Source organism: Streptomyces sp. ME02-8801-2C (assembly GCF_033793965.1).
GTDB lineage: Bacteria > Actinomycetota > Actinomycetes > Streptomycetales > Streptomycetaceae > Streptomyces.
Map to the genome: position 1 here is coordinate 86,311 of NZ_JARAXP010000015.1, position 21,283 is coordinate 107,593.

15 protein-coding genes are annotated in these 21,283 nt (G+C 69.4%); 7 read left to right on the forward strand and 8 right to left on the reverse strand.

What is annotated here, in order from left to right; translation table 11 throughout:
* The first annotated feature begins 200 nt into the window (after positions 1 to 200).
* Positions 201 to 1,628: a cation:dicarboxylate symporter family transporter gene (locus PV396_RS35625; protein ID WP_416071535.1), complete on the forward strand. Its 1,428-nt coding sequence runs from the start codon at positions 201 to 203 to the stop codon at positions 1,626 to 1,628.
* 217 nt (positions 1,629 to 1,845) lie between these two features.
* On the opposite strand, the gene PV396_RS35630 is transcribed toward PV396_RS35625, so the two are convergent.
* On the reverse strand, positions 1,846 to 2,478 hold the full coding sequence (locus PV396_RS35630; RefSeq protein ID WP_319211833.1) for a TetR/AcrR family transcriptional regulator: 633 nt from the start codon (positions 2,476 to 2,478) through the stop codon (positions 1,846 to 1,848).
* A 163-nt stretch (positions 2,479 to 2,641) separates the two neighbouring features.
* Between PV396_RS35630 and PV396_RS35635 the strand changes: the two genes are divergently transcribed.
* Positions 2,642 to 4,312, forward strand: coding sequence for an MFS transporter (locus PV396_RS35635; protein WP_319211925.1), 1,671 nt, complete (start codon positions 2,642 to 2,644; stop codon positions 4,310 to 4,312).
* A 175-nt stretch (positions 4,313 to 4,487) separates the two neighbouring features.
* On the opposite strand, the gene PV396_RS35640 is transcribed toward PV396_RS35635, so the two are convergent.
* Both PV396_RS35640 and PV396_RS35645 read right to left on the reverse strand, forming a co-directional pair.
* The gene (locus PV396_RS35640; RefSeq protein ID WP_319211835.1) at positions 4,488 to 4,928 is read right to left on the reverse strand and encodes an ASCH domain-containing protein; all 441 of its coding nucleotides are present in this window, start codon (positions 4,926 to 4,928) and stop codon (positions 4,488 to 4,490) included.
* A 37-nt stretch (positions 4,929 to 4,965) separates the two neighbouring features.
* Entirely contained in the window at positions 4,966 to 5,907 is a 942-nt protein-coding gene (locus tag PV396_RS35645) for an NAD-dependent epimerase/dehydratase family protein (protein WP_319211836.1), read from the reverse strand.
* Between the two features lie 72 nt (positions 5,908 to 5,979).
* Between PV396_RS35645 and PV396_RS35650 the strand changes: the two genes are divergently transcribed.
* From PV396_RS35650 to PV396_RS35670, 5 genes are all read left to right on the forward strand, one after another.
* Positions 5,980 to 6,495, forward strand: a complete 516-nt coding sequence (locus PV396_RS35650) for an Lrp/AsnC family transcriptional regulator (protein ID WP_319211838.1) — start codon at positions 5,980 to 5,982, stop codon at positions 6,493 to 6,495.
* A 73-nt stretch (positions 6,496 to 6,568) separates the two neighbouring features.
* Positions 6,569 to 6,997 (forward strand): MerR family transcriptional regulator, encoded by a 429-nt coding sequence (locus tag PV396_RS35655; RefSeq protein WP_319211927.1) that lies wholly within the window; start codon positions 6,569 to 6,571, stop codon positions 6,995 to 6,997.
* Positions 6,994 to 7,326 carry a thioredoxin family protein gene (locus PV396_RS35660; RefSeq protein ID WP_319211840.1) on the forward strand — a complete coding sequence of 111 codons (333 nt, stop codon included), beginning with the start codon at positions 6,994 to 6,996 and terminating at the stop codon, positions 7,324 to 7,326. Before PV396_RS35655 ends, PV396_RS35660 begins: the two co-directional genes overlap by 4 nt.
* A gap of 197 nt (positions 7,327 to 7,523) precedes the next feature.
* Positions 7,524 to 9,806: a HelD family protein gene (locus tag PV396_RS35665; protein ID WP_319211841.1), complete on the forward strand. Its 2,283-nt coding sequence runs from the start codon at positions 7,524 to 7,526 to the stop codon at positions 9,804 to 9,806.
* A 105-nt stretch (positions 9,807 to 9,911) separates the two neighbouring features.
* Positions 9,912 to 11,354, forward strand: coding sequence for a cytochrome (locus PV396_RS35670; RefSeq protein WP_319211843.1), 1,443 nt, complete (start codon positions 9,912 to 9,914; stop codon positions 11,352 to 11,354).
* A gap of 88 nt (positions 11,355 to 11,442) precedes the next feature.
* Here PV396_RS35670 and glgB read toward each other — a convergent pair whose 3' ends face one another.
* The 5 genes from glgB to PV396_RS35695 form a co-directional block, all read right to left on the reverse strand.
* Positions 11,443 to 13,851 (reverse strand): 1,4-alpha-glucan branching enzyme, encoded by a 2,409-nt coding sequence (gene glgB, locus PV396_RS35675; RefSeq protein WP_416071536.1) that lies wholly within the window; start codon positions 13,849 to 13,851, stop codon positions 11,443 to 11,445.
* Between the two features lie 159 nt (positions 13,852 to 14,010).
* The gene (locus tag PV396_RS35680; RefSeq protein WP_319211847.1) at positions 14,011 to 15,501 is read right to left on the reverse strand and encodes a maltokinase N-terminal cap-like domain-containing protein; all 1,491 of its coding nucleotides are present in this window, start codon (positions 15,499 to 15,501) and stop codon (positions 14,011 to 14,013) included.
* Between the two features lie 198 nt (positions 15,502 to 15,699).
* Positions 15,700 to 17,412 carry a maltose alpha-D-glucosyltransferase gene (gene treS, locus PV396_RS35685; RefSeq protein ID WP_319211848.1) on the reverse strand — a complete coding sequence of 571 codons (1,713 nt, stop codon included), beginning with the start codon at positions 17,410 to 17,412 and terminating at the stop codon, positions 15,700 to 15,702.
* Positions 17,409 to 19,643, reverse strand: a complete 2,235-nt coding sequence (locus PV396_RS35690; RefSeq protein WP_319211849.1) for an alpha-1,4-glucan--maltose-1-phosphate maltosyltransferase — start codon at positions 19,641 to 19,643, stop codon at positions 17,409 to 17,411. Before PV396_RS35690 ends, treS begins: the two co-directional genes overlap by 4 nt.
* Positions 19,644 to 19,867: 224 nt before the next feature.
* Positions 19,868 to 21,088 carry a S8 family peptidase gene (locus PV396_RS35695; RefSeq protein ID WP_319211850.1) on the reverse strand — a complete coding sequence of 407 codons (1,221 nt, stop codon included), beginning with the start codon at positions 21,086 to 21,088 and terminating at the stop codon, positions 19,868 to 19,870.
* Between the last annotated feature and the right edge of the window lie 195 nt (positions 21,089 to 21,283).

Here is a 21,283-nt window from a genome sequence, read left to right on the forward strand (position 1 = left end):
ACGGAAGGGTGACCGCCCTCACAGGCCGGGGGATAGTCACGGCATCGCAGGGACGCGATTCTGGGGCCTTGGCCTGATTTCGGTCGCCGCCCGCGACCCCGCAGCACCAGCCGGTCCCCAGCAGTCTCAGCAGTCCCCAGCACCACTGAGTCCCCGCACAACTTTCTCCCCATCTCCCGGACGTGAGCCGCACGCCGGTGATGCCGACGACGACGTCAAGGAGGGCAGCCGTGGCCACCTCATCCTCAACGGCACCTGCCGCACCCGCCGCCAAGCGGGACCGTACCCACTACCTCTACATCGCGGTCATCGCCGCGGTGGCCGCCGGTATCGCCGTAGGTCTGATCGCCCCGGACTTCGCCGTCGAGCTGAAGCCGATCGGTACCGGCTTCGTGAACCTGATCAAGATGATGATCTCGCCGATCATCTTCTGCACGATCGTGCTCGGTATCGGCTCGGTGCGGAAGGCGGCGAAGGTCGGCAAGGTCGGCGGTATCGCGCTCGGCTACTTCGTGCTCATGTCGTTCGTCGCGCTCGGCATCGGCCTCGTCGTCGGCAACATCATCGAGCCGGGCACCGGCCTCGCGCTGACCGACGCCGTCAAGGAGACCGGCCACGCGCAGGTATCGGCCGAGGCCAAGGACACCACCGAGTTCCTCCTCGGGATCATCCCGACCACGTTCGTCTCCGCCTTCACCGGCGGCGAGGTCCTCCAGACGCTGCTCATCGCCCTGCTCGCCGGGTTCGCCCTGCAGGCCATGGGCTCGGCCGGCCAGCCGGTCCTGCGCGGTGTGGAGCACATCCAGCGCCTGGTCTTCCGCATCCTCGGCATGGTCATGTGGGCCGCGCCCGTCGGCGCGTTCGGCGCCATGGCCGCGGTGACCGGCTCCGCCGGTGTGGACGCGCTCAAGCAACTCGCCGTCCTGATGCTGTCCTTCTACCTCACCTGTGTCCTCTTCGTCTTCCTGGTGCTCGGCGCGCTGCTGAAGATCTTCACGGGCCTCAACATCTTCTCGCTCCTCAAGTACCTGGGCCGTGAGTTCCTGCTGATCCTCTCGACCTCGTCCTCCGAGTCGGCGCTGCCGCGTCTCATCGCGAAGATGGAGCACCTGGGTGTCAGCAAGCCGGTCGTCGGTATCACCGTTCCGACCGGCTACTCGTTCAACCTCGACGGCACCATGATCTACATGACCATGGCGTCCCTGTTCATCGCCGACGCCATGGGTACGCCGATGGCGGTCAGCGAGCAGATTCCGCTGCTGCTCTTCCTGCTCGTCGCCTCGAAGGGCGCGGCGGGTGTCACCGGCGCCGGTCTCGCGACCCTGGCCGGCGGCCTCCAGTCGCACAAGCCCGCCCTGGTGGACGGCCTCGGCCTGATCGTCGGCATCGACCGCTTCATGAGCGAGGCCCGCGCCCTCACGAACTTCGCCGGCAACGCGGTCGCCACGGTCCTGATCGGCACCTGGACCAACGAGATCGACAAGGAGCGCGTCGCGGAGGTCCTCGCCGGGCAGCACCCGTTCGACGAGAAGACGCTCATCGACGAGAACGACGGCTTCCACCCGGACACCGACCGCACCGCGGACGTCCCCGAGCAGGGCGGCGAGAAGGAACTCGCCAAGGCCTGACCCCGGTCAGCGCCCGGAAGGCTCCGGGTGGCTGGACACTCCCCCGTAGTCCAGCCACCCGGCCTGGGGTTCCGGCAGGTCCGCCGGAACCCCGGACCCCGAGAAACGCCGAGCGGCCAGGCTCTCCCCCGTAGCCTGGCCGCTCGGCCGTTTTCGCGTTCTCGCACCTTCCGCGGGGGGCGTCGGAGGACACGGTCTCTCTTGGCGGGCCCGCCGCCTACCAGTTGTCCGCGTCCCTGGTCAGCTCGGCCACCAGTTCAGTGGCCCGGGGGCCGGGGACGCCCGCCGTGGTCAGCAGGGTGACCGCGGCCGAGGGGCCCGCCTCCCGCGCTGCCAGGACGCCGTCGTTCACCGCCTCCATCAGCGCGAACAGCATCTGCTCGTGCACGTACGCCAGTGCGGGCGCCGGCAGCGGCGAGCTGAACACGCCCTCCTCCAGGCCCTGCCGGAGCACCTCGACGCAGGCCTCGCGGACCGGGGTGAACCGGTCGCGGATGCCCTGCACGGTGACGCTGCGCTGGGCGAGGCCGACGAGTATCCGGTAGCGGTCCGCGACCCGCCAGACCGAGAGCGTCGTACGGGCGACGGTCTCCGCGGGCCCCTTGGCGCCCTCGAGCCCCTCGGCGTACGCGGCGGCGACCGCCTCCACGGCGCCGTCGAGCAGCGTGCTGATCAGCGCCTCCCGGCTGGGGAAATGCCCGTACACGGTCCGTCGTACGACACCTGCGGCGCGCGCGATCTGATCCATCGAGGCGTCGGGGTCGCGCAGCAGTTCGGCGAGGGCGATGTCGAGGATGCGGCGTCGGTTCGCGTCGGCGCGGCTGGTGGTGCCCGTGGTCATGGCTGCCATTGTGCCTTCCCTTCCTTCTATTTGCACAGTGCTGTGCATCCGGCTAGATTGCACATTGTTGTGCAACTGCACGCCGTTGTGCAAAAGGATCACTGTAAGCACCAAGCACCAAGCACCAAGCACCAAGTACCAAGCACCTCAAGGAAGGCGAAGGCCCATGGCCATGCGATTCGTCAGGACAGAACCCGTCGAGACGATGGGCCGCCCCTACGCGCACCGCTGGTGGGCCCTTCTCGTGCTCTGTCTGAGCCTGCTGATCATCGTGATGGCGAACACCGCCCTCACCGTCGCCGCCCCCGACATGACCCAGGACCTGGGCCTGTCCAGCGCCGACCTCCAGTGGGTCATAGACGGCTACACCGTCCCGTACGCGGCGCTGATGCTGCTGCTCGGCGCGATCGGCGACAAGTACAGCCGGCGCGGGGCGCTCGTGCTCGGCCTGGTCGTCTTCGGCGGCGGGGCGGTCGCCGGATCACTGGTCGGCTCGGCCACCGGGGTCATCGCGGCGCGGGCCGTCATGGGTGTGGGCGCCGCGCTGATCATGCCGGCGACGCTCTCTCTCCTCGCCGCGACCTTCCCCCGCGCCGAACGCGCCAAGGCGATCACCCTGTGGACCGCCACCGCCGGACTCGCCATCGCGGCGGGCCCGCTGGTCGCGGGGGCGCTGCTGGAGAAGCACGGCTGGGCCTGGACGTTCCTGATCAACGTGCCGATCGCCGCGCTCGCGATCGTCGGCGCGCTCGTCCTCGTACCGCCCTCCAAGGCCGGCCACCAGGACCGGATCGACTACGTCGGGGGACTGCTGTCCGTGGTGTGGATCGCCGCGCTGGTCTACATGATCATCGAGGGGCCGCACTTCGGCTGGGATGTCAAGGCGGTCACGGCTGCGGTCGCCGCGGGGCTCGGCCTCGTCCTCTTCGTGGTGTGGGAGCTGCGCCACCCGCGTCCCGTCCTGGACGTACGCCGCTTCACGCAGCGCCGGTTCGCGGGCTCCAACCTCGCGGTCGCCCTGTTCTTCCTGGCGGTCTTCGGCGCCTTCTACTACCTCACCCAGCACCTCCAGTTCGTCCTCGGCTACGACGCCCTCGACACCGGCCTGCGCATGCTGCCGCTCGCCGGCGCCGTCTTCGTCGGCTCGGCCCTCACCGGGTATCTCACCCCGCGCATCGGTATGCGGATCACGGTCACGGCGGGCATGGTCGGCGGTACGGCGGCCCTGGTGCTGCTCTCGCAGGTGAACTCCCAGTCCTCGTACGGGGATTTCGTCGCCCCTCTCGTCATCCTCGGCCTCGCGATCGGCCTCGCGCTCTCCCCGTGCACGGACGCGATCATGGGAGCGTTTCCCGAGGCCCAACTGGGCGTCGGCGGCGCGGTGAACGACACCTCGCTGGAGCTGGGCGGCTCGCTCGGCATCGCGATCCTCGGCTCACTGCTGTCGACGTCGTACGCCGCTCACCTCACCGACGCGACGAGGGGCAGCAAGCTGCCGGGAGACGCCCTGAGCCAGGCGCAGGACTCGGTGGGCGCGGGTTATCAGGTGGCCCAGGGGATCGGCGCGCAGGCGCGGCAGCTCGCGGCGCAGGCATCGGGGGCGACGAAGCCGGAACAGGCGGCCGAGCTGAAGACGCAGGCGACTCAACTCGCCCAGGGGGCACGCCAGATGGCGGACGCGGTCGGATCGTCCTTCTCGGACGCGGTGGCCCACACGAGCCTGATCGGGGCGATGATTCTGGGGGTTGGGACAGTGCTGGTCGCTGCGCTGCTGCCGGGGAAGGAGAGTGCGGCCCCGGCGGAGCCGGCAGAGTTGGCGGAGCTCACAAGCGCGGGTCGATAAAGCCGAGGCCGTGTTTCCCACCCGCCCACCCGTTTACCGCATGTGACCAGCGAGGCCGAGGCATTTTCAGCCCGTCCGGCGTTTGCGGACGAGGCCCGTTCAGGGCCGAAAGCGGGGGTCTGGGGGCGCAGCCCTCAGGGATGGGAACGGGTAGGGGCGGCGGGGGCGAGAACCCTCAGTCGCGGAGATCCGCCACAACCCGGAACCGTTCCAGTACCGCCAACGTCGAGTCGTCCACCGTGAACCCGGGATCACCCAGCACCTCCCGCATCCCCGCACTGTGCCAGAACCGCTCATGCCCGGCCCGCCACGCGGCCACATCGGCATAGCCCTCCCCCTCGTCGAGCGCGTGAGCGAGATCCACCTCGCTCAGCGCGACGACCCGTACGCCGGTGACCTCGATGATCCCGACCGGCCGATCGTCGGAGTCGACCACCACCGAACGGCTCCCCACCTCCGGCAAAGGCTCACCCTCACGCTCGTACTCGATGACGAGCCCGGTCGTGGACGTCTTGGAACCGTCGAGAATCGCGGCGACGAGCCGGTCGCGCAGCGGACCGGGAAAGGCGAACTCCGCCTTCGGAAGGTCATCGTGATTCCGCTCGGGGGTCGTCATGGAGTCACCGTAGGCGCAGGCCTCACCTCACTCACACTCAATTACCCCCGCCTACCCCACCCGCCCCCAACGTCTCCCCCACCGCTCGCGGCAACCACTCCCGCACATGGCCGAAGGTGAAGCCGAGCTCCGTGGCCCTCGAGTTGTCCATGCCGTACGAGCGGGCGAAGGAGAAAGGGGAGACCTGGCCGACCTCGACGCTCTGGAAAAGGGTCCTGCCGTCCGGGATGTGCCGGGCCACCGCCGCGCACAACTCCTCCGTGGTCAGCAGGCCGTGGGACGCGGCGTTGACCGGCCCGGTGAAGTTCTGGCCCACCGTCCAGAAGAGGAAGTCGGCGATCTCCTCGACGTGGATGTAGGTCGCCGGCCGGTTCTCGGCCGGTACGGCAATCGGGGTGCCGGTACGGATGCGCCGGGCATAGTGGTCGAGTCGGCCGGTGAAGTCGTCTGCGCCGCCCAGGACATGGGCCACGCGTACGGAGGTGTACGCGAACTCCGGACCGCCGGCCGCGAAGACCGCCTCGGCCTGGCGCTTGCCCTCGCCGTAGTGGGTGTCGAGGAACTCCGGCTTGTGCCAGGGGAGTTGAAGATCGACGGGGACGGTAAGCGGATCGACGGCGTCCTCACGCACCGGGACGACGGTGTCCTCGTAGACGAGGGAGTCCTCGTACTCGTACACCTCGATCGTGGACGTCATCACATAGCGGCGGGTACGGCCGCCCGCGAAGACGCGCCGGGCGATGTCCGCCTGGCGAGGCGTGTAGCAGACCTGGTCGACGACGACGTCGAAGGTGCGGTCGCCGAGAGCGGAATTCAGGGCGGCCTCGTCATCGCGGTCGGCGACAAGGTGAATTGCCCCGGCGGGCGGAGAAGCGGAGCCCCGGTTGAGAACGGTCACCCGGTCTCCGGCGGCGATCAGGCGGTCGATGAGCCGCTTTCCGAAATACCGATTGCCGCCTATGACCAATACGTCGCGCATGATGTTCCTCCCCGTAGCGGACCTTGTGATCATAATTCTCCTGGTGGACGAACGAGTTCTGAAGGGGAAGTCATGGGACATCCGGCCGAGGCGCCGAAAGAATCACGGCGGCTGCGAGCCGCGGCCAACGAAACGTCGGTGGCCTTCGACGCGTTGGACCGGCAGATCCTGGAGCTCCTCCAGAGCGACGGCCGGATCAAGCTCAGCGAGCTGGGCAGAAGGGTGCGGCTGAGCCCGGCGGCGGTCACGGAGCGGGTGCGCCGGCTGGAGTCGGCGGGCGCGATCACCGGATACGGCGCCCGGGTCGCCCCCGCACGCCTCGGCTACGGCATCCAGGCGTTCATCCGGGTCAACCCGCACGGCGGATACACCCTCAAGCACCCGAGGACGCTGGAACTGCTCGCCCGCCCCGAGGTCACCGAGGTGCATCACGTGGTCGGCGAGGACTGCTGGATCCTCAAGGTGGCCGTCGAGGACACGATCCATCTGGAGGAGGTCCTGGAGCGGACCTCGGCGCTGGGGCGGACGACGACATCGATCGTCCTGTCGTCCCCGGTGGTGGGGAAACCGCTGCTGCCCCCGGGGTGAGTGAGCCCGCCTGCCTTGCCGGCTTGCCTTGACGTCGGCGTCAAGGACTACGTTCGTACGTATGCGAATCGGCATGCGAATCGGCGAGCTGGCGGCGCGGGCCGGGACCACGACACGGACCCTGCGGTACTACGAGTCGCGTGGGCTGCTGCCCGCGCGGCGCGCGGACAACGGCTACCGCGCCTACGACGAGGTCGACCTGAAGCTGCTGCGGCAGATCCGGACGCTCCAGGACTTCGGGTTCGACCTGGAGGAGACCCGGCCCTTCGTGGACTGTCTGCGGGCGGGCCACCCGGAGGGGGACTCCTGTCCCGCGTCACTGGCCGTCTACCGCCGCAAGCTCGACGAACTCGACGCGCTCATCGGTGAGTTGCAGTCGGTACGGGCGAAGGTCGGTGAACAGCTGACGCGCGCCGAGCGGGCGCGCGACGAGCTGGCGGCCGAGGCGGCGGTTCCGGGCGGTCCGGAACCGGCATGCGAGTGGGGAGGACGGACGCGATGATCAGGGCAGCGGGCGTGGCCGAGGTGACGGACGCGGACTTCGACTCGGAGGTGATCGGGGCGGGGTTGCCGGTCCTGGTGGAGTTCACGGCCGACTGGTGCCCACCGTGCCGCCAGATGGCCCCGGTGCTGACCGCCCTCGCGGCGGAGGAGTCCGACCGGCTGAAGGTGGTCCAGCTGAACGTCGACATGAACCCCCTGACGACCAACGCGTACCGGGTCCTGTCCATGCCGACGTTCATGGTCTTCCGGGACGGGGAGCCGGTGCGGTCGATGGTGGGGGCCCGGCCGAAAAGGAGGTTGCTGGAGGAGCTGGCCGACGTACTCTGACGCCCTCGCCACCGGTATACGCAGAGAAATCCCCCGAGCGATTGCGCTCGGGGGATTTCTCTGCGTATATTCAATGGTTCGCGACTTTGGCGGGATCGGATTGATCGAGTCGCGGAAAAGTTCAATGAGCAGAGTATATCCGAGCGGGAGCGGAATTGTCAAACAAGGGCGCAAACACGGAATCAACTCACGATGAATTGCTCGGCGAACAGGAATTCGTCGACGGGCTCTACGCCCGTGTCGACGTCCTGCGCGGCGACACCGAGCACTCCGTCACGGACGCGCTCGCGCAGGGCAGTACGCCGATGCAGGCCCGGCTCGAGCGGGACGTACTCGTCGCCGAGCGGTCGGGGCTGCTCGCCGCGCTGAACGCCGTCGACGGATCGCTCTGCTTCGGGCGGATCGATCTCACCTCCGGCGTCACCCACCACATCGGCCGTATCGGACTGCGCGCCGACGACGCCGAGCGCACCCCGATGCTCATCGACTGGCGGGCCGAGGTCGCCCGGCCCTTCTATCTCGCCACCGGGCACACCACGATGGGCCTGCGCCGGCGCCGCCACATCAGCACCGACGGGCGGCGCGTCACGGGCTTGCACGACGAGATCCTCGACCTCGGCGACGAGACCCGCACCGGCTACGAGGACCCCTCCGGTGACGCCGTACTGCTCGCCGCGCTCGACTCCGCCCGCACCGGCCGGATGAACGACATCGTGCAGACCATCCAGGCGGAGCAGGACGAGATCATCCGCGCCCCGCACCGAGGTGTGCTGGTCGTGGAGGGCGGGCCCGGCACCGGCAAGACCGCCGTCGCGCTCCACCGGGCCGCCTACCTGCTCTACGAGCACCGCGAACTCCTCGCCAAACGGGCCGTGTTGATCGTCGGACCCAACCCCGCCTTCCTCGGCTACATCGGCGAGGTGCTGCCCTCGCTCGGTGAGACCGGGGTACTCCTCGCGACCGTCGGCGAGCTGTTCCCGGGCGTCAAGGCAACCCTCACGGACACGGCCCGCGCCGCCACCGTCAAGGGGCGCGCCGACATGGCCGACGTGCTGGCGGCCGTCGTACGCGACCGGCAGGGACTGCCCGACCCGGTCATCGCCATCGAGCACGACCGGGACATCCTCATGCTCGACGCCGGACTGGTGAACATGGCCCGGGAGCGGACCCGCGAGGCGAAGCTGCCGCACAACGTCGCGCGCGAGCACTTCGAGGGGCACATCCTCAACACGCTGACCGAGATGGTCGCGGAACGCATCGGCACCGACCCGTACGACGGCAGCAATCTTCTCGACTCCAGCGACATCACGCAGATCCGCGACGACCTGGCCGAGAACCACGAGGTCTGGGCGGCCATCGACCAGTTGTGGCCACGCATCGGCCCGCGCCGACTGGTCGCGGACTTCCTCGCCGCACCGGACGGATACGTGTCGGAGGCCGACGCGGACGCGATCCGGCGGCCCGTCACCCGGGCCTGGACGACGGCCGACGTACCGCTGCTCGACGAGGCGGCGGAGCTGCTCGGCGAGGACGACCGGGTCGCCAGGGCCCGGGCGGAACGCGAGCGCAGCAGCCAGGTCGCCTACGCGCAGGGGGTGCTGGACGTTTCCTATGCCTCCCGTACGTACGAGTTCGAGGACCTGGACGCCGAGGACTCCGAGGTACTGTCCGCGCACGACATCATCGACGCGGAACGCTTCGCCGAACGGCACGAGGAGGACGATCTGCGCAGCGCCGCCGAACGGGCGGCGGCCGACCGGACCTGGGCGTTCGGGCACATCATCGTCGACGAGGCACAGGAGTTGTCGCCGATGGCGTGGCGGCTCCTCATGCGGCGCAGCCCCACCCGGTCGATGACACTCGTAGGCGATCCGGCGCAGACCGCCGAGCCCGGCGGCGTCGGCGCCTGGTCGGACATCCTCGCGCCCTACGTCCAGGACCGCTGGGAGCACGCCCGGCTGGGCGTCAACTACCGGACACCGGCCGAGATCATGGACCTCGCGGCGGCCGTGGTGCGGGCGGAACGGTCGGACTTCGAACCGCCGACGTCCGTACGGTCGACCGGGGTACGGCCGTGGGTACGGGCCGTCGGCGGCGGTGAGTGTCCGGCAGCTCCGAGCGCTCTCGAGGAGCTCGCCGGGGCCGTGGAGAAGGCCGTCGGGGAGTTGACGCCCGTCGAGGGGCGGCTCGCCGTGATCGCGCCGCGCGAGCTGCACGCGGACCTGGCCGCGCGGCTGGACGGGGTGGAGGCGGGCGCGGAGCCCGATCTGACGCGGAGTGTCGTGCTGCTCGATCCCCGGCAGGCCAAGGGGCTGGAATTCGACTCCGTGCTGGTGGTGGAGCCGGGAGCCTTCGGCACCAGCGACCTGTACGTGGCGCTCACCCGGGCGACTCAGCGTGTGGGCGTGCTGTACCGGGGGGACCCACCGGTGGCGCTGGCCGCCGCTGATGTCGCTGCCGCTGTTGCTGTCGAGGGGTGAGGCGCGTGTGACCTGAGGGGCGAGCGTGCACCAAGGGTCACCAAGACGTAACAGTTCGCGCCATGGTCACTGCACGTGCACGGCTGGTGCGGTATGCGTGTCGGTATGGAAGCCCATCCGTTCGCCACCGCGCCCGCCGACAGTCCCACGCTCGAGTCGATGCCCGTGGAACCGCTGTTGACGTCGGAGTTCGACGCCGACCCGGGCGGGGTGTACGCGCGACTGCGGCGCACGTACGGACCGGTGGCGCCCGTGGGACTGATGGGCGTACCGGTATGGCTGGTTCTCGACTACCGCGAGGTACTGGAGGTACTGCGGAACGAGACCGTGTGGCGGCGTGACGTCAGGTACTGGCGGGCCCGGGCGCAGGGCCGGCTGCCGCCGGCCTGGCCACTGCTCGCGGGGTACGAGGTGCGGCAGACCATGTTCATGGACGACGAGGAACACCTCGCCGCCCGCCACACCCATCACACGGCGCTGCGCCCGTTCCAGGACGGGCACACCCCGCAGGGCTGGGAGCTGCGGGCGACGGTCACGCGGTACGCCGACGAGCTGATCGCGATGCTGGCGGCCGAGTCGGGCACGGTGGGGTTCGCCGATCTGGGCGCGCAGTACACGCGGCCGCTGCTGCTGATGGTCACCACGAAGCTGTTCGGGTGCCCTGTCGAACTCGGCGACGAACTGGTCATGGAGATGTGGCGGATGCTGGACGGCGGGCCGGACTCGGGTCCGGCGACGGGTCGTGCGCTGGCCGCGATGACCCGGCTGGCCGCGCACCGGCGGGCGCGACCCGGGGACGACCTCACGTCGTACATGCTGCTGGCCGATCCGGAGCTGTCGGACGAGCAGTTGGGGCGCGAGCTGTTCATGAACGCGGTGTACCTGAACGACATCACCGGCAACATGGTGCTGAACACACTCCTCGAGGTGTTGCGCGGGAACGCGAACGTGCGGCGCAGTCTGTCGGCCGGGCAGCTCGGCGAGACCGTGAACCGGGCGGCACTCTCGAATCCGCCGGTCGCCAACATGTGCTTCCGGTTCGCGGCCCGGGATGTGGAGTTGGGGAACTTCTGGATCCGCGGCGGGGACATCGTCTCGCCGTCGGCCGCGGCGGCGCACGGGGATCTGATGGCGATCGGGTCGTCCCACATGGTCGGTTCGGCCGTGAGTACGCGCGCGCATCTGGGGTGGGGTGCCGGGGTGCACCAATGCCCCAGTGCGGCACGGGAGTTGGGCGGGATGATCGTGAGTACGGCGGTGGGACGGATCTTCGACCACCTGGAGAAGGCCGAACTGACGTTGCCGGCCGACCAGTTGCCGTGGCGGACGGGACCGGTGGTACGGGGGCTGCGGTTGCTGCCGGTGAGATACGAGCTGAGTGGCGGGGTGGGGCGGGGAGTCGCCGGTGCCGGTGCCGGCGTCGGCGTCGGTGGAGGGCTACGGGGGGAGATGGACGCGGTGGGGGAGCCTGTGACGTCCGGCGGGGACCGGCAGCAGGTGAAGGGGCTGCTGGGGGCGTTGCGGAGGTTGATGTTCGGGGGACGATGAGGAACGGCTTGGCGGCGGAGGCCTTCCTTCGCCCCCGCCGCCCTTACCGCCCGACGCTACGGGGGATCCCGCCATTGCCCGGCGTACGTCAAGCCGGGCGTAGCCACACCGTCGCCAGCGGTGGCAGCGTCGCGCGGATGCTCGCCGGGCGGCCGTGCCAGGGCTGGGGGTCCGGTTTCAGGGGGGCCGCGTTGTGGATGTCGGTGCCGCCGTAGCGCAGGGCGTCCGTGTTGAGGGCTTCCTGCCAGGCCGGGACCGACTCCGGGACGCCGATGCGGTAGTCATGGCGGACGACCGGCGAGAAGTTGCTGATCGACAGGAGAGGGACGCCCTCCGCGTCGTAGCGGACGAAGGCGAAGACGTTGTCCTCCGCCGCGTCCCCGACCAGCCATTCGAAGCCCGCCGGGACGGTGTCCTGCTGCCAGAGGGCCGGGGTGTCGAGGTACACCGTGTTCAGGTCGCGCACCAGGTCCCGTACGCCCCGATGGTCCGCCTCCGCGCCGTACGCGGGATCCAGCAGCCACCAGTCCGGGCCGTGGGCCTCCGACCACTCCGCTCCCTGGGCGAACTCCTGGCCCATGAAGAGGAGTTGCTTGCCGGGGTGTGACCACATGAAGGCGAGGTACGCCCGCTCGGTCGCCCGCTGCTGCCACCAGTCGCCCGGCATCTTCGACACCAACGACCGCTTGCCGTGGACGACTTCGTCGTGGGAGATCGGCAGGACGTAGTTCTCGCTGTACGCGTACACCATGGAGAACGTCATCTCATGGTGGTGGTGCTTGCGGTGGACGGGGTCGTGCTGCACATAGCCGAGCGAGTCGTGCATCCAGCCCATGTTCCACTTCAGACCGAAGCCGAGGCCGCCGAAGCCGCCCGGGCCGGTGTGGTGCGTGGCCCGGGTGACGCCGTCCCACGCCGTCGACTCCTCGGCGATCGTCACGACCCCCGGGACCCGCCGGTACATGGTCGCGTTCATCTCCTGGAGGAAGGCGACCGCGTCCAGGTTCTCCCGGCCGCCGTGCTCGTTGGACGTCCACTGGCCCGGCTCGCGCGAGTAGTCGAGGTACAGCATCGAGGCGACCGCGTCGACCCGCAGGCCGTCTATGTGGAACTCCTCGCACCAGTAGACGGCGTTCGCCACAAGGAAGTTGCGGACCTCGCGGCGGCCGAAGTCGAACTCGAGGGTGCCCCAGTCGGGGTGGGCGGCGCGCAGCGGGTCCTCGTGTTCGTACAGCGGGCGTCCGTCGAACTCGGCCAACGCCCACTCGTCGCGCGGGAAGTGTGCCGGAACCCAGTCCATCAGGACGCCGATTCCGGCGCGGTGAAGGGCGTCCACCAGGTACTTGAAGTCGTCCGGGGTGCCCAGCCGGGCCGTGGGCGCGTAGAAGCCGGTGACCTGGTAGCCCCACGAACCACCGAAGGGATGCTCCGCCACCGGCATCAGTTCCACATGCGTGAAGCCCAGATCCCTTACGTATGCGGGGAGTTGCTCAGCAAGCTGGCGGTACGTCAGGCCCGGTCGCCAGGAAGCCAGATGGAGCTCGTAGATCGACATCGGGCCCTCGTGCGCCGGGACCTCGGCCCGCCGCGCCAGCCACTCGGCGTCCTCCCACTCGTGGTGCGAACTGGTCACGATCGACGACGTGTTGGGCGGAACCTCGGTCCGCCGGGCCATCGGGTCCGCGCGCTGCGTCTTCGAGCCGTCCGGGCGGGTGATCTCGAACTTGTACAGCTCGCCCTCGCCCACCCCCGGCACGAACAGCTCCCACACCCCGGTGGAGCCCAGCGACCGCATCGGATACGCCGTACCGTCCCAGAAGTTGAAGCCCCCGATCACCCGGACCCCGCGCGCGTTCGGCGCCCAGACCGCGAAGCGCGTGCCGGTGACACCCTGGTGGGTCATCGGCTCGGAGCCCAGCGCCCGCCACAGCTCCTCGTGCCGGCCCTCGCCGATGAGATGCAGGTCCAGATCACCCAGCGCGGGCAGCAGCCGGTACGCGTCCTCGATCTCCTGCACCTGCTCCTCGTACGCGATGACCAGCCGGTATTCCGGTACGCCCCGCAGCGGCAGCGCACCGGAGAAGAAACCGTCGCCGTCGTCGTGCAGCTCGGCACGCAGTTCCCCGGAGACGATGGTCACCGATCGGGCGAACGGCCGCAGCACCCGGAAAGCGACCCCGCCCGGGAGCGGATGCGCGCCCAGCACGGAGTGCGGGTCGTGATGCGTACCGGCCAGCAGCCGTTCGCGGTCGACGGCGTCCAACGCGGGGGAGGAGAGGAGCACGGCTCTCTCCGGAGTGATCTCCGCCGGGGGCGCCGCCTCGACCGGCGGCGCGGTGGGCGTCTCCGCCGCCGGTGCGACCGGTGGGACCGGTACGACCGGTGACTCCAGTGGGTCCGGCGTCTCCGAGCTCTCCGGCGTGTCCAGCGTCTCCGGGGATTCCGCCTTCTCCGGGGTCCTCGCCACCTTCTCCGTCACCTTCTCCGCCTTCCCCACCTTCTCCGGCTTCTCCGTCACCTTCTTGCCCGCCTTGTTCTTCGTCTTCTTGTCTTTCGTCTTCTTCGTCTTCTTCGAGCCGTCGGACGGGGGGCGCGGGGTCACAGGCGGGGGCCTTTCGGAGGTGAGGCGGAGGGGGTGGCGGGGTGACGCGGAGTCTCAGTCGGGTGCGGACAGCCGGTGTATCGCCGACATCGGCACCGGAAGCCAGTCCGGTCGGTGCCGTGCCTCGTACACCACCTCGTAGACCGCCTTGTCCGTCTCGTACGCCCGCAGCAGTACGGGATCGGTACGCGGGTCCCGGCCGCAGATCTCCGCGTACCCGGCGCAGTACGCGGCCCGGCACGCCGCCGCCCAGTCGGGCGATCGGGGGTGGAGCGAGTGGGCCGCGTAGTCGAAGGAGCGGAGCATGCCCGCGATGTCCCGTACCGGCGGTTGCGGCAGCCGTCGTTCCGCGAGCGGCTTCGACGGCTCGCCCTCGAAGTCGATCAGCGACCACTCCCCGGTCGGCGAACGCAGACACTGCCCGAGATGCAGATCGCCGTGTATGCGCTGGGCCGTCCAGGTCTGGCCCTCGGAGGCGAGGTCGGCCAGCGCCTCGTAGGCCGAGCGCAGTCCGGGCCCGTAGGGGTGGAGGGCCGGTACCGCCTGGATCGCCGCGTCCAGGCGTTCGATCATGCCGTCCACCAGCGGGCGCAGCTGCGCGTGGCCGAGTGTCGTGGTGGGCAGGGCGCGGGCGAGCGCCAGGTGCACCTCGGCGGTGGCCCGTCCGAGCGCGCGTGCCTCCGCGCTGAAGTCCTCCCCCTTGGCCAGCTCGCGCAGCGCCAGCTCCCAGCCGTCGGCCGCACCCCGCACAAAGGGTTGGAGGACGCCGAGTACGTAACTGTCCTCGGCGTCGGGTTCCGCGTCCGGGGCGGTCGTCCCGGTGGCGTCGGCGCGTATCCATGCCACCGGGGCCGGCACCCGGGGGCAGCCCTCGCGGGCCAGGGCCAGCGGCAGTTCCAGGTCGGGGTTGACGCCCGGTACGACCCGGCGGAGCAGCTTCAGGATGAATGTGTCGCCGTAGACGATCGACGAGTTGGACTGCTCCGAGGTCACCATCCGGGCCACCAGCCCCGCCGGTATCTCGCCCTCGCCCCCACTGCCGTCCCCGGCCCTGCTCTCGCCCCCGGCAGTGCCTTCGCCCCCGGCAGTGCCTACGCCTCCGGCAGTGCCTTCGCCTCCGTCGCGGTCGAAGCGCAGTGAGCCGATCCGTGCCCGGGTCCGCATCGCCTCCAGGAGCACCTCGGCAGGCCGGGCGTCGTACAGGGCGTCGTACACCGTCCGGCCGTTCAGCGGGCCGCGGTCCACATGTCCGATCAGCGCGGGCGCCAGCCGCGGTGGCAGCGCCTCGCGCACGCCTATGAGCAGCTGGTAGCAGTCACCGGGTCCGTGCAGCGCGGGCTGATGGGCGCGTACGAGGAGGTGGTACAGGCCCAGTTGTCCGGTGATCGGCAGTAGTTCGGTGGCCGCCACCAGGGAGAAGTCCGTGACCGGGCGTCCCTTGCCGGCGAACCAGCGCTGTCTGGGCAGCCATTCGCGCAACAGTGGATCAAGGGACGTGAGGAGGTCGGGACTTGTCGTGGCGGAGCGGGTGATGGCTTCCGACATGGCGTCGCGTCCTTTGCCCGGGGCGGGGTGTGACTGATGCGTGCCCCCGGCGGGACGGGAGAAACCGGCCCGCCGGGGTTCGGCACTTACGACCACATACGACCACGTACGACCGTGTATGCCAAGCACGACTACGCAGGACGACCACGCGGCACGACTGCGTGCACGCAGCGCGACCGGGTGCTGCCCGGCGGGGTCCTACCCGGCGGGGTCCGTCGCGTCCTTCCGCAGCCGGAACCAGTAGAAGCCGTGGCCGGCGAGGGTGAGGAGGTAGGGGAGTTCGCCGATGGCGGGGAAGCGGACTCCGCCGATGAGTTCGACGGGGTGTGCGCCGTTGAACGCCTGCAGGTCCAGTTCGGTGGGCTGGGCGAAGCGGGAGAAGTTGTGGACGCACAGGACGAGGTCGTCCTTGTACTCGCGCAGGAAGGCGATGACGGCGGGGTTGGTGGAGGGGAGTTCGGTGTAGGAGCCGAGGCCGAAGGCGGGGTTCTGTTTCCGGATCTCGATCATGCGCCGGGTCCAGTGCAGGAGCGAGGACGGGGACGACATGGAGGCTTCGACGTTGGTGACCTGGTAGCCGTAGACGGGGTCCATGATCGTGGGCAGGAAGAGGCGGCCGGGGTCGCTGGAGGAGAAGCCGGCGTTGCGGTCGGGGGTCCACTGCATGGGGGTGCGGACGGCGTCGCGGTCGCCGAGCCAGATGTTGTCGCCCATGCCGATCTCGTCGCCGTAGTAGAGGATCGGGCTGCCGGGGAGGGACAGGAGCAGGGCGGTGAACAGTTCGATCTGGTTGCGGTCGTTGTCGAGGAGGGGGGCGAGGCGGCGGCGGATGCCGATGTTGGCGCGCATGCGGGGGTCTTTGGCGTATTCGGCCCACATGTAGTCGCGTTCCTCGTCGGTGACCATTTCCAGGGTCAGCTCGTCGTGGTTGCGCAGGAAGATGCCCCACTGGCAGTTGTTGGGGATGGCGGGGGTCTTCGCGAGGATTTCCGAGACCGGGTAGCGCGATTCACGGCGGACGGCCATGAAGATGCGGGGCATGACGGGGAAGTGGAACGCCATGTGGCATTCGTCGCCGCCGCTTTGGAAGTCGCCGAAGTAGTCGACGACGTCCTCGGGCCACTGGTTCGCCTCCGCCAGCAACACCGTGTCCGGGTAGTGGGCGTCGATCTCCTTGCGCACGTGCTTGAGGAATTCATGCGTGCGCGGCAGGTTCTCGCAGTTGGTTCCTTCCTCCTGGTAGAGGTAGGGGACCGCGTCGAGCCGGAAGCCGTCGATGCCCAGGTCCAGCCAGAACCGCAGCGCGGAGATGATCTCCTCCTGGACCGCCGGGTTCTCGTAGTTGAGGTCCGGCTGGTGGGAGAAGAAGCGGTGCCAGTAGTACTCCTTGCGCACCGGATCGAAGGTCCAGTTGGAGGCCTCGGTGTCGACGAAGATGATCCGGGCGTCCTGGTACTGGTCGTCCTTCTTGGCCCAGACGTAGTAGTCGCCGTAGGGGCCTTCGGGGTCGTTTCTGGACTCCTGGAACCACGGGTGCTGGTCGCTGGTGTGGTTCATGACGAAGTCGATGATGACGCGCATACCGCGTTGGTGGGCGGCGTCGACGAATTCGACGAAGTCGGCGAGGTCGCCGAACTCGGGGAGGACGGCGGTGTAGTCGGAGACGTCGTAACCGCCGTCGCGCAACGGTGACTTGAAGAAGGGGGGCAGCCAGAGGCAGTCGACGCCGAGCCACTGGAGGTAGTCGAGTTTGGCGGTGAGGCCTTTGAGGTCGCCGACTCCGTCACCGTTGCTGTCCTGGAAGGAGCGGACGAGGACCTCGTAGAAGACGGCGCGTTTGAACCATTCGGGGTCCCGGTCCTTGGCGGGAGTGTCCTCGAAGGTGTCCGGCACAGGCTCATTGACGATCATGTTGTGGGTGACCCTCCGATCTGCGGGGTGGACGGTCGCAGGACGGTCAGGATGTGCGCGGGTCGAGTACCCGGTTCCAGGCGCACGTAGTTCGTCCTGCCCCATTGGTAGGTTTCGCCGGTGAGCTCGTCGCGTACCGGCACCGACTCGTGCCAGTCCAGGCCGAGTTGCGGCATGTCCAACGAGACCGTCGCCTCCTGGGTGTGGTGAGGGTCGAGGTTCACGACCACCAGAACCGTGTTCGATCCCCGCCGTTTCGAGTAGACGATCACCGCGTCCTGATCCGCGTGGTGGAAGTGGAGGTCGCGCAGCTGCCCCAGGGCCGGGCTGCGCCGTCGGATCGCGTTGAGCGTGGCAATCAATGGCGCGATGCTACGTCCGTCACGCTCCGCCGACTCCCAATCACGGATACGTAGTTGGTACTTCTCGGAGTCCAGGTATTCTTCGCTGCCCTCGCGCAGCGGGGTGTTCTCGCACAGTTCGTAGCCGCTGTAGATCCCCCAGGTCGGGGAGAGCGTCGCGGCCAGCACGGCACGCGCCTCGAACGCCGGACGGCCGCCGTGCTGAAGGTACTCGTGCAGGATGTCCGGGGTGTTGACGAAGAAATTCGGCCGCATGTACGCGGCTGCCTCACCCGACAGTTCGGTGAGGTACTCGGTGAGTTCGGCTTTGGTGGTGCGCCAGGTGAAATAGGTGTACGACTGCTGGAACCCGGCCTGCGCCAGCGCGTGCATCATCGCCGGGCGGGTGAAGGCCTCCGCGAGGAAGATGACGTCCGGGTCGGTGCGGTTGATGTCCGCGATCACCTGCTCCCAGAACACGACCGGCTTGGTGTGCGGGTTGTCGACCCGGAAGATCCGCACACCATGGGACATCCAGTGCCGCAGCACCCGCGTCGTCTCCGCGACAAGACCGGGCAGGTCCGCGTCGAAGGCGATGGGATAGATGTCCTGGTACTTCTTCGGCGGGTTCTCCGCGTACGCGATCGTCCCGTCGGGGCGGTGATGGAACCACTGCGGGTACTTCTGCACCCAGGGATGATCCGGCGAACACTGCAACGCGAAGTCCAGGGCCACTTCCAGCCCGTGCCGGCCCGCCTCCGCGACGAAGAACCGGAAGTCCTCCAGCGTGCCGAGATCCGGGTGGACCGCGTCATGGCCGCCGGCCTCCGAACCGATCGCCCACGGCACCCCCACATCCTCCGCCGACGCGGACAGCGTGTTGTTGGGGCCCTTGCGGAAGGTGTGCCCGATCGGATGGATCGGCGGCAGATACAGCACGTCGAAACCCATCGCCGCGATCGCCGGCAACCGCCGCACCGCTGTCCGGAACGTCCCGTGCGGCTGCTCCGGCGTGCCCTCCGAACGCGGGAAGAACTCGTACCACGCCCCGTACAGCGCCCGCTCCCGCTCCACCACCAGCGCCAACGCCTCACTCGACGTCACCAGCTCACGCAGCGGATACCGGCGCAGCACCTTGTCCACGGCCGGCGTCAGGGCGGCCGACAGCCGGGCGTGCGCCGGGCGTTCGACGTCCCTGAGGGCTTCGGCGGCGGCCAGGATCGCGTCCCGTTTGCCCTTGTTCTTCGGTACGCCGGCGGCGGCACGCTCGTAGAGCAGAGCGCCCTCCTCCAGCACCAGTTCCGTGTCGATCCCGGCCGGGATCTTGATGCCGGCGTGGTGCCGCCAGGTGCTGATCGGGTCGCCCCACGCCTCCACGGTGTACGTCCACTCACCGGGCGCGTCGGCCTCGACGGTGGCGCCCCAACGGTCGGTGCCCGGGGCGAGTTCGCGCATCGGCGTCCAGCGTCCGGGGCGGCCCTTCGGGTCGCGGAGTACGACGTTGGCGGCGACCGCGTCGTGGCCCTCGCGGAAGACGGTGGCCGAAACCTCGAAGGCCTCGCCGACCACCGCCTTCGCCGGACGGCGCCCGCCCATCACCAGCGGACGGACGTCCAGGACGGGGATACGGCCGACGGCGGTGGCCGGAGCGGCGGGAGCGTCCTGGGGGGACGGGGTGGGGGCCGGGGGCGTGCCGGTCTCCGTCGCGACGGCTTCCGGTGGGGTGTCCGGGGCGGTGGCGGTGACCGGAGACGGTGTCTTCGGGACCGTGGCGGGGGCCGGAGACGGCGACTTCCGGGCGCTCTGCGGGACGGCGGTGTCCGGCGGGCGTATCGGTGGTGTTCCGGTGGTGGGAGTCGTGGGTGGTGACGAGTGGTGCGTGGCGGGCATGACCGCTCCTGTCCGCGTCAACGTGGGTGGGCGGATGGATGTGGGGAGGGTGTCAGGCGTGGTGTACCCCCAGTCGTGTACCGGAGGAGCCTTCCCACCCTATTCGGGTAGGCAATCCGGCACTTTGCTAACTACTCGCGCGTATGTCTGCACCCAGGATCAGCCAGGTCGGCGAACGACATCGGCCCCGTCCGGCGGACGGGGCCGACAACGGCACAGTGCCCCTAAGGGAGCGGTGTACGCAGGAGTTTGTTCGGTGAACCGGTCCCCTTGTCGGAGACTTTTCCGTTCGTCGCCGCGGCCGTCAGCGCCTTGGCGACTTGCGCCGGACTGGATTTCGGTCGATCCGCCAAGTAGAGGGCGGCGGCCCCGGCCGCGTGCGGCGCCGCCATCGACGTACCGGAGTAGGCCACCCGGCCGGTGTCGCTCGCATATGACGCGGAGGTGATCGAGACGCCCGGGGCGAACAGGTCAAGACTCGATCCCCAGTTCGAGAAACTTGCTCTGTCGTCCTTCGGCCCGGTCGCGCCGACCGTGATCGCCTCCTTGACGGCGGCCGGGGAGTGATACCCCGCCGGCTCCCCGTCGTTGCCGGCCGCGACCGTGTACGTCACCCCGGACGCGATCGAGTACCGTACGGCCGCGTCGAGTTGGGCGTTGCGGTAGCCACCGAGGCTCACATTGGCGACGGCGGGCTTCCTGGCGTTCCGAGTGACCCAGTCGATACCCGCGATGACCTGCGCGGTCGTCCCGCCGCCCGCGTTGTCGAGGACGCGTACGGAGACGACCCTGGACTTCTTCGCGACGCCGAGGGCCGTGCCCGCGATCGTCGCAGCGACATGCGTGCCGTGGCCGTTTCCGTCGCCGGCCCACCTGTCGCCGCCGACGAAGTCCCAGCCGTAACTCGCGCGTCCACCGAAGTCCTTGTGCGAGATGCGGATGCCGGTGTCGATCACGTACACGGTGACGCCCCGGCCCGCAGACGCCGGCCAGGTGTAGCCGTCGTCGAGCGGGAGACCGGCCTGGTCGATCCGGTCCAGGCCCCAGGACGGCGGGTCCTGCCGGCCGCGTCCGCCGGCTTCGCCCACGCGGTCGTACGTGATCCGGGTGTCCTGGGCGACCGAGGCCACCCGGGAGTCCGCAGCAAGCCGTCTGGCCTGTTTCTCGTCGGCAGTTACGGCGTAGCCGTTCAGGACGGTGCTGTAGATGTGGCTTATTCTCGCCCCGTACGTCGCGGCCAGTCTCCTGCCGTCCGCCGACGAGGCCGCCGTACCCCCCTTGAGTGTCACCAGGTAACTGCCGCCTACGGAGCCGGGTTCACCGGCTCCGGATATGCGGCCCTCCGGGGCCGCCTGCGCGGGTGCGGTGACCGAAAGCAGCGCGGCGGTGGCCGCCGCGGTCAGGGCCGACGCCCAGCGCGGACGTCTGGTGCGCGTCCGTTCCATGGTTGGAGTTCCCCCTCCTCGGCCGCCGACACCGGGCGGCCTTCTGGGCAGCCTCTCGTGCGGGGAGAAGTGTCACAAGGTGGCCTACGGGGGTGGAATCGGCCATATCGACGGTCGGTCCGCGAGGGGGGCGCGCAATACGCGCCATGGTTCCCACGCTTCCGTCCCGATACCGTCAAGGGGTTGATAACGGGA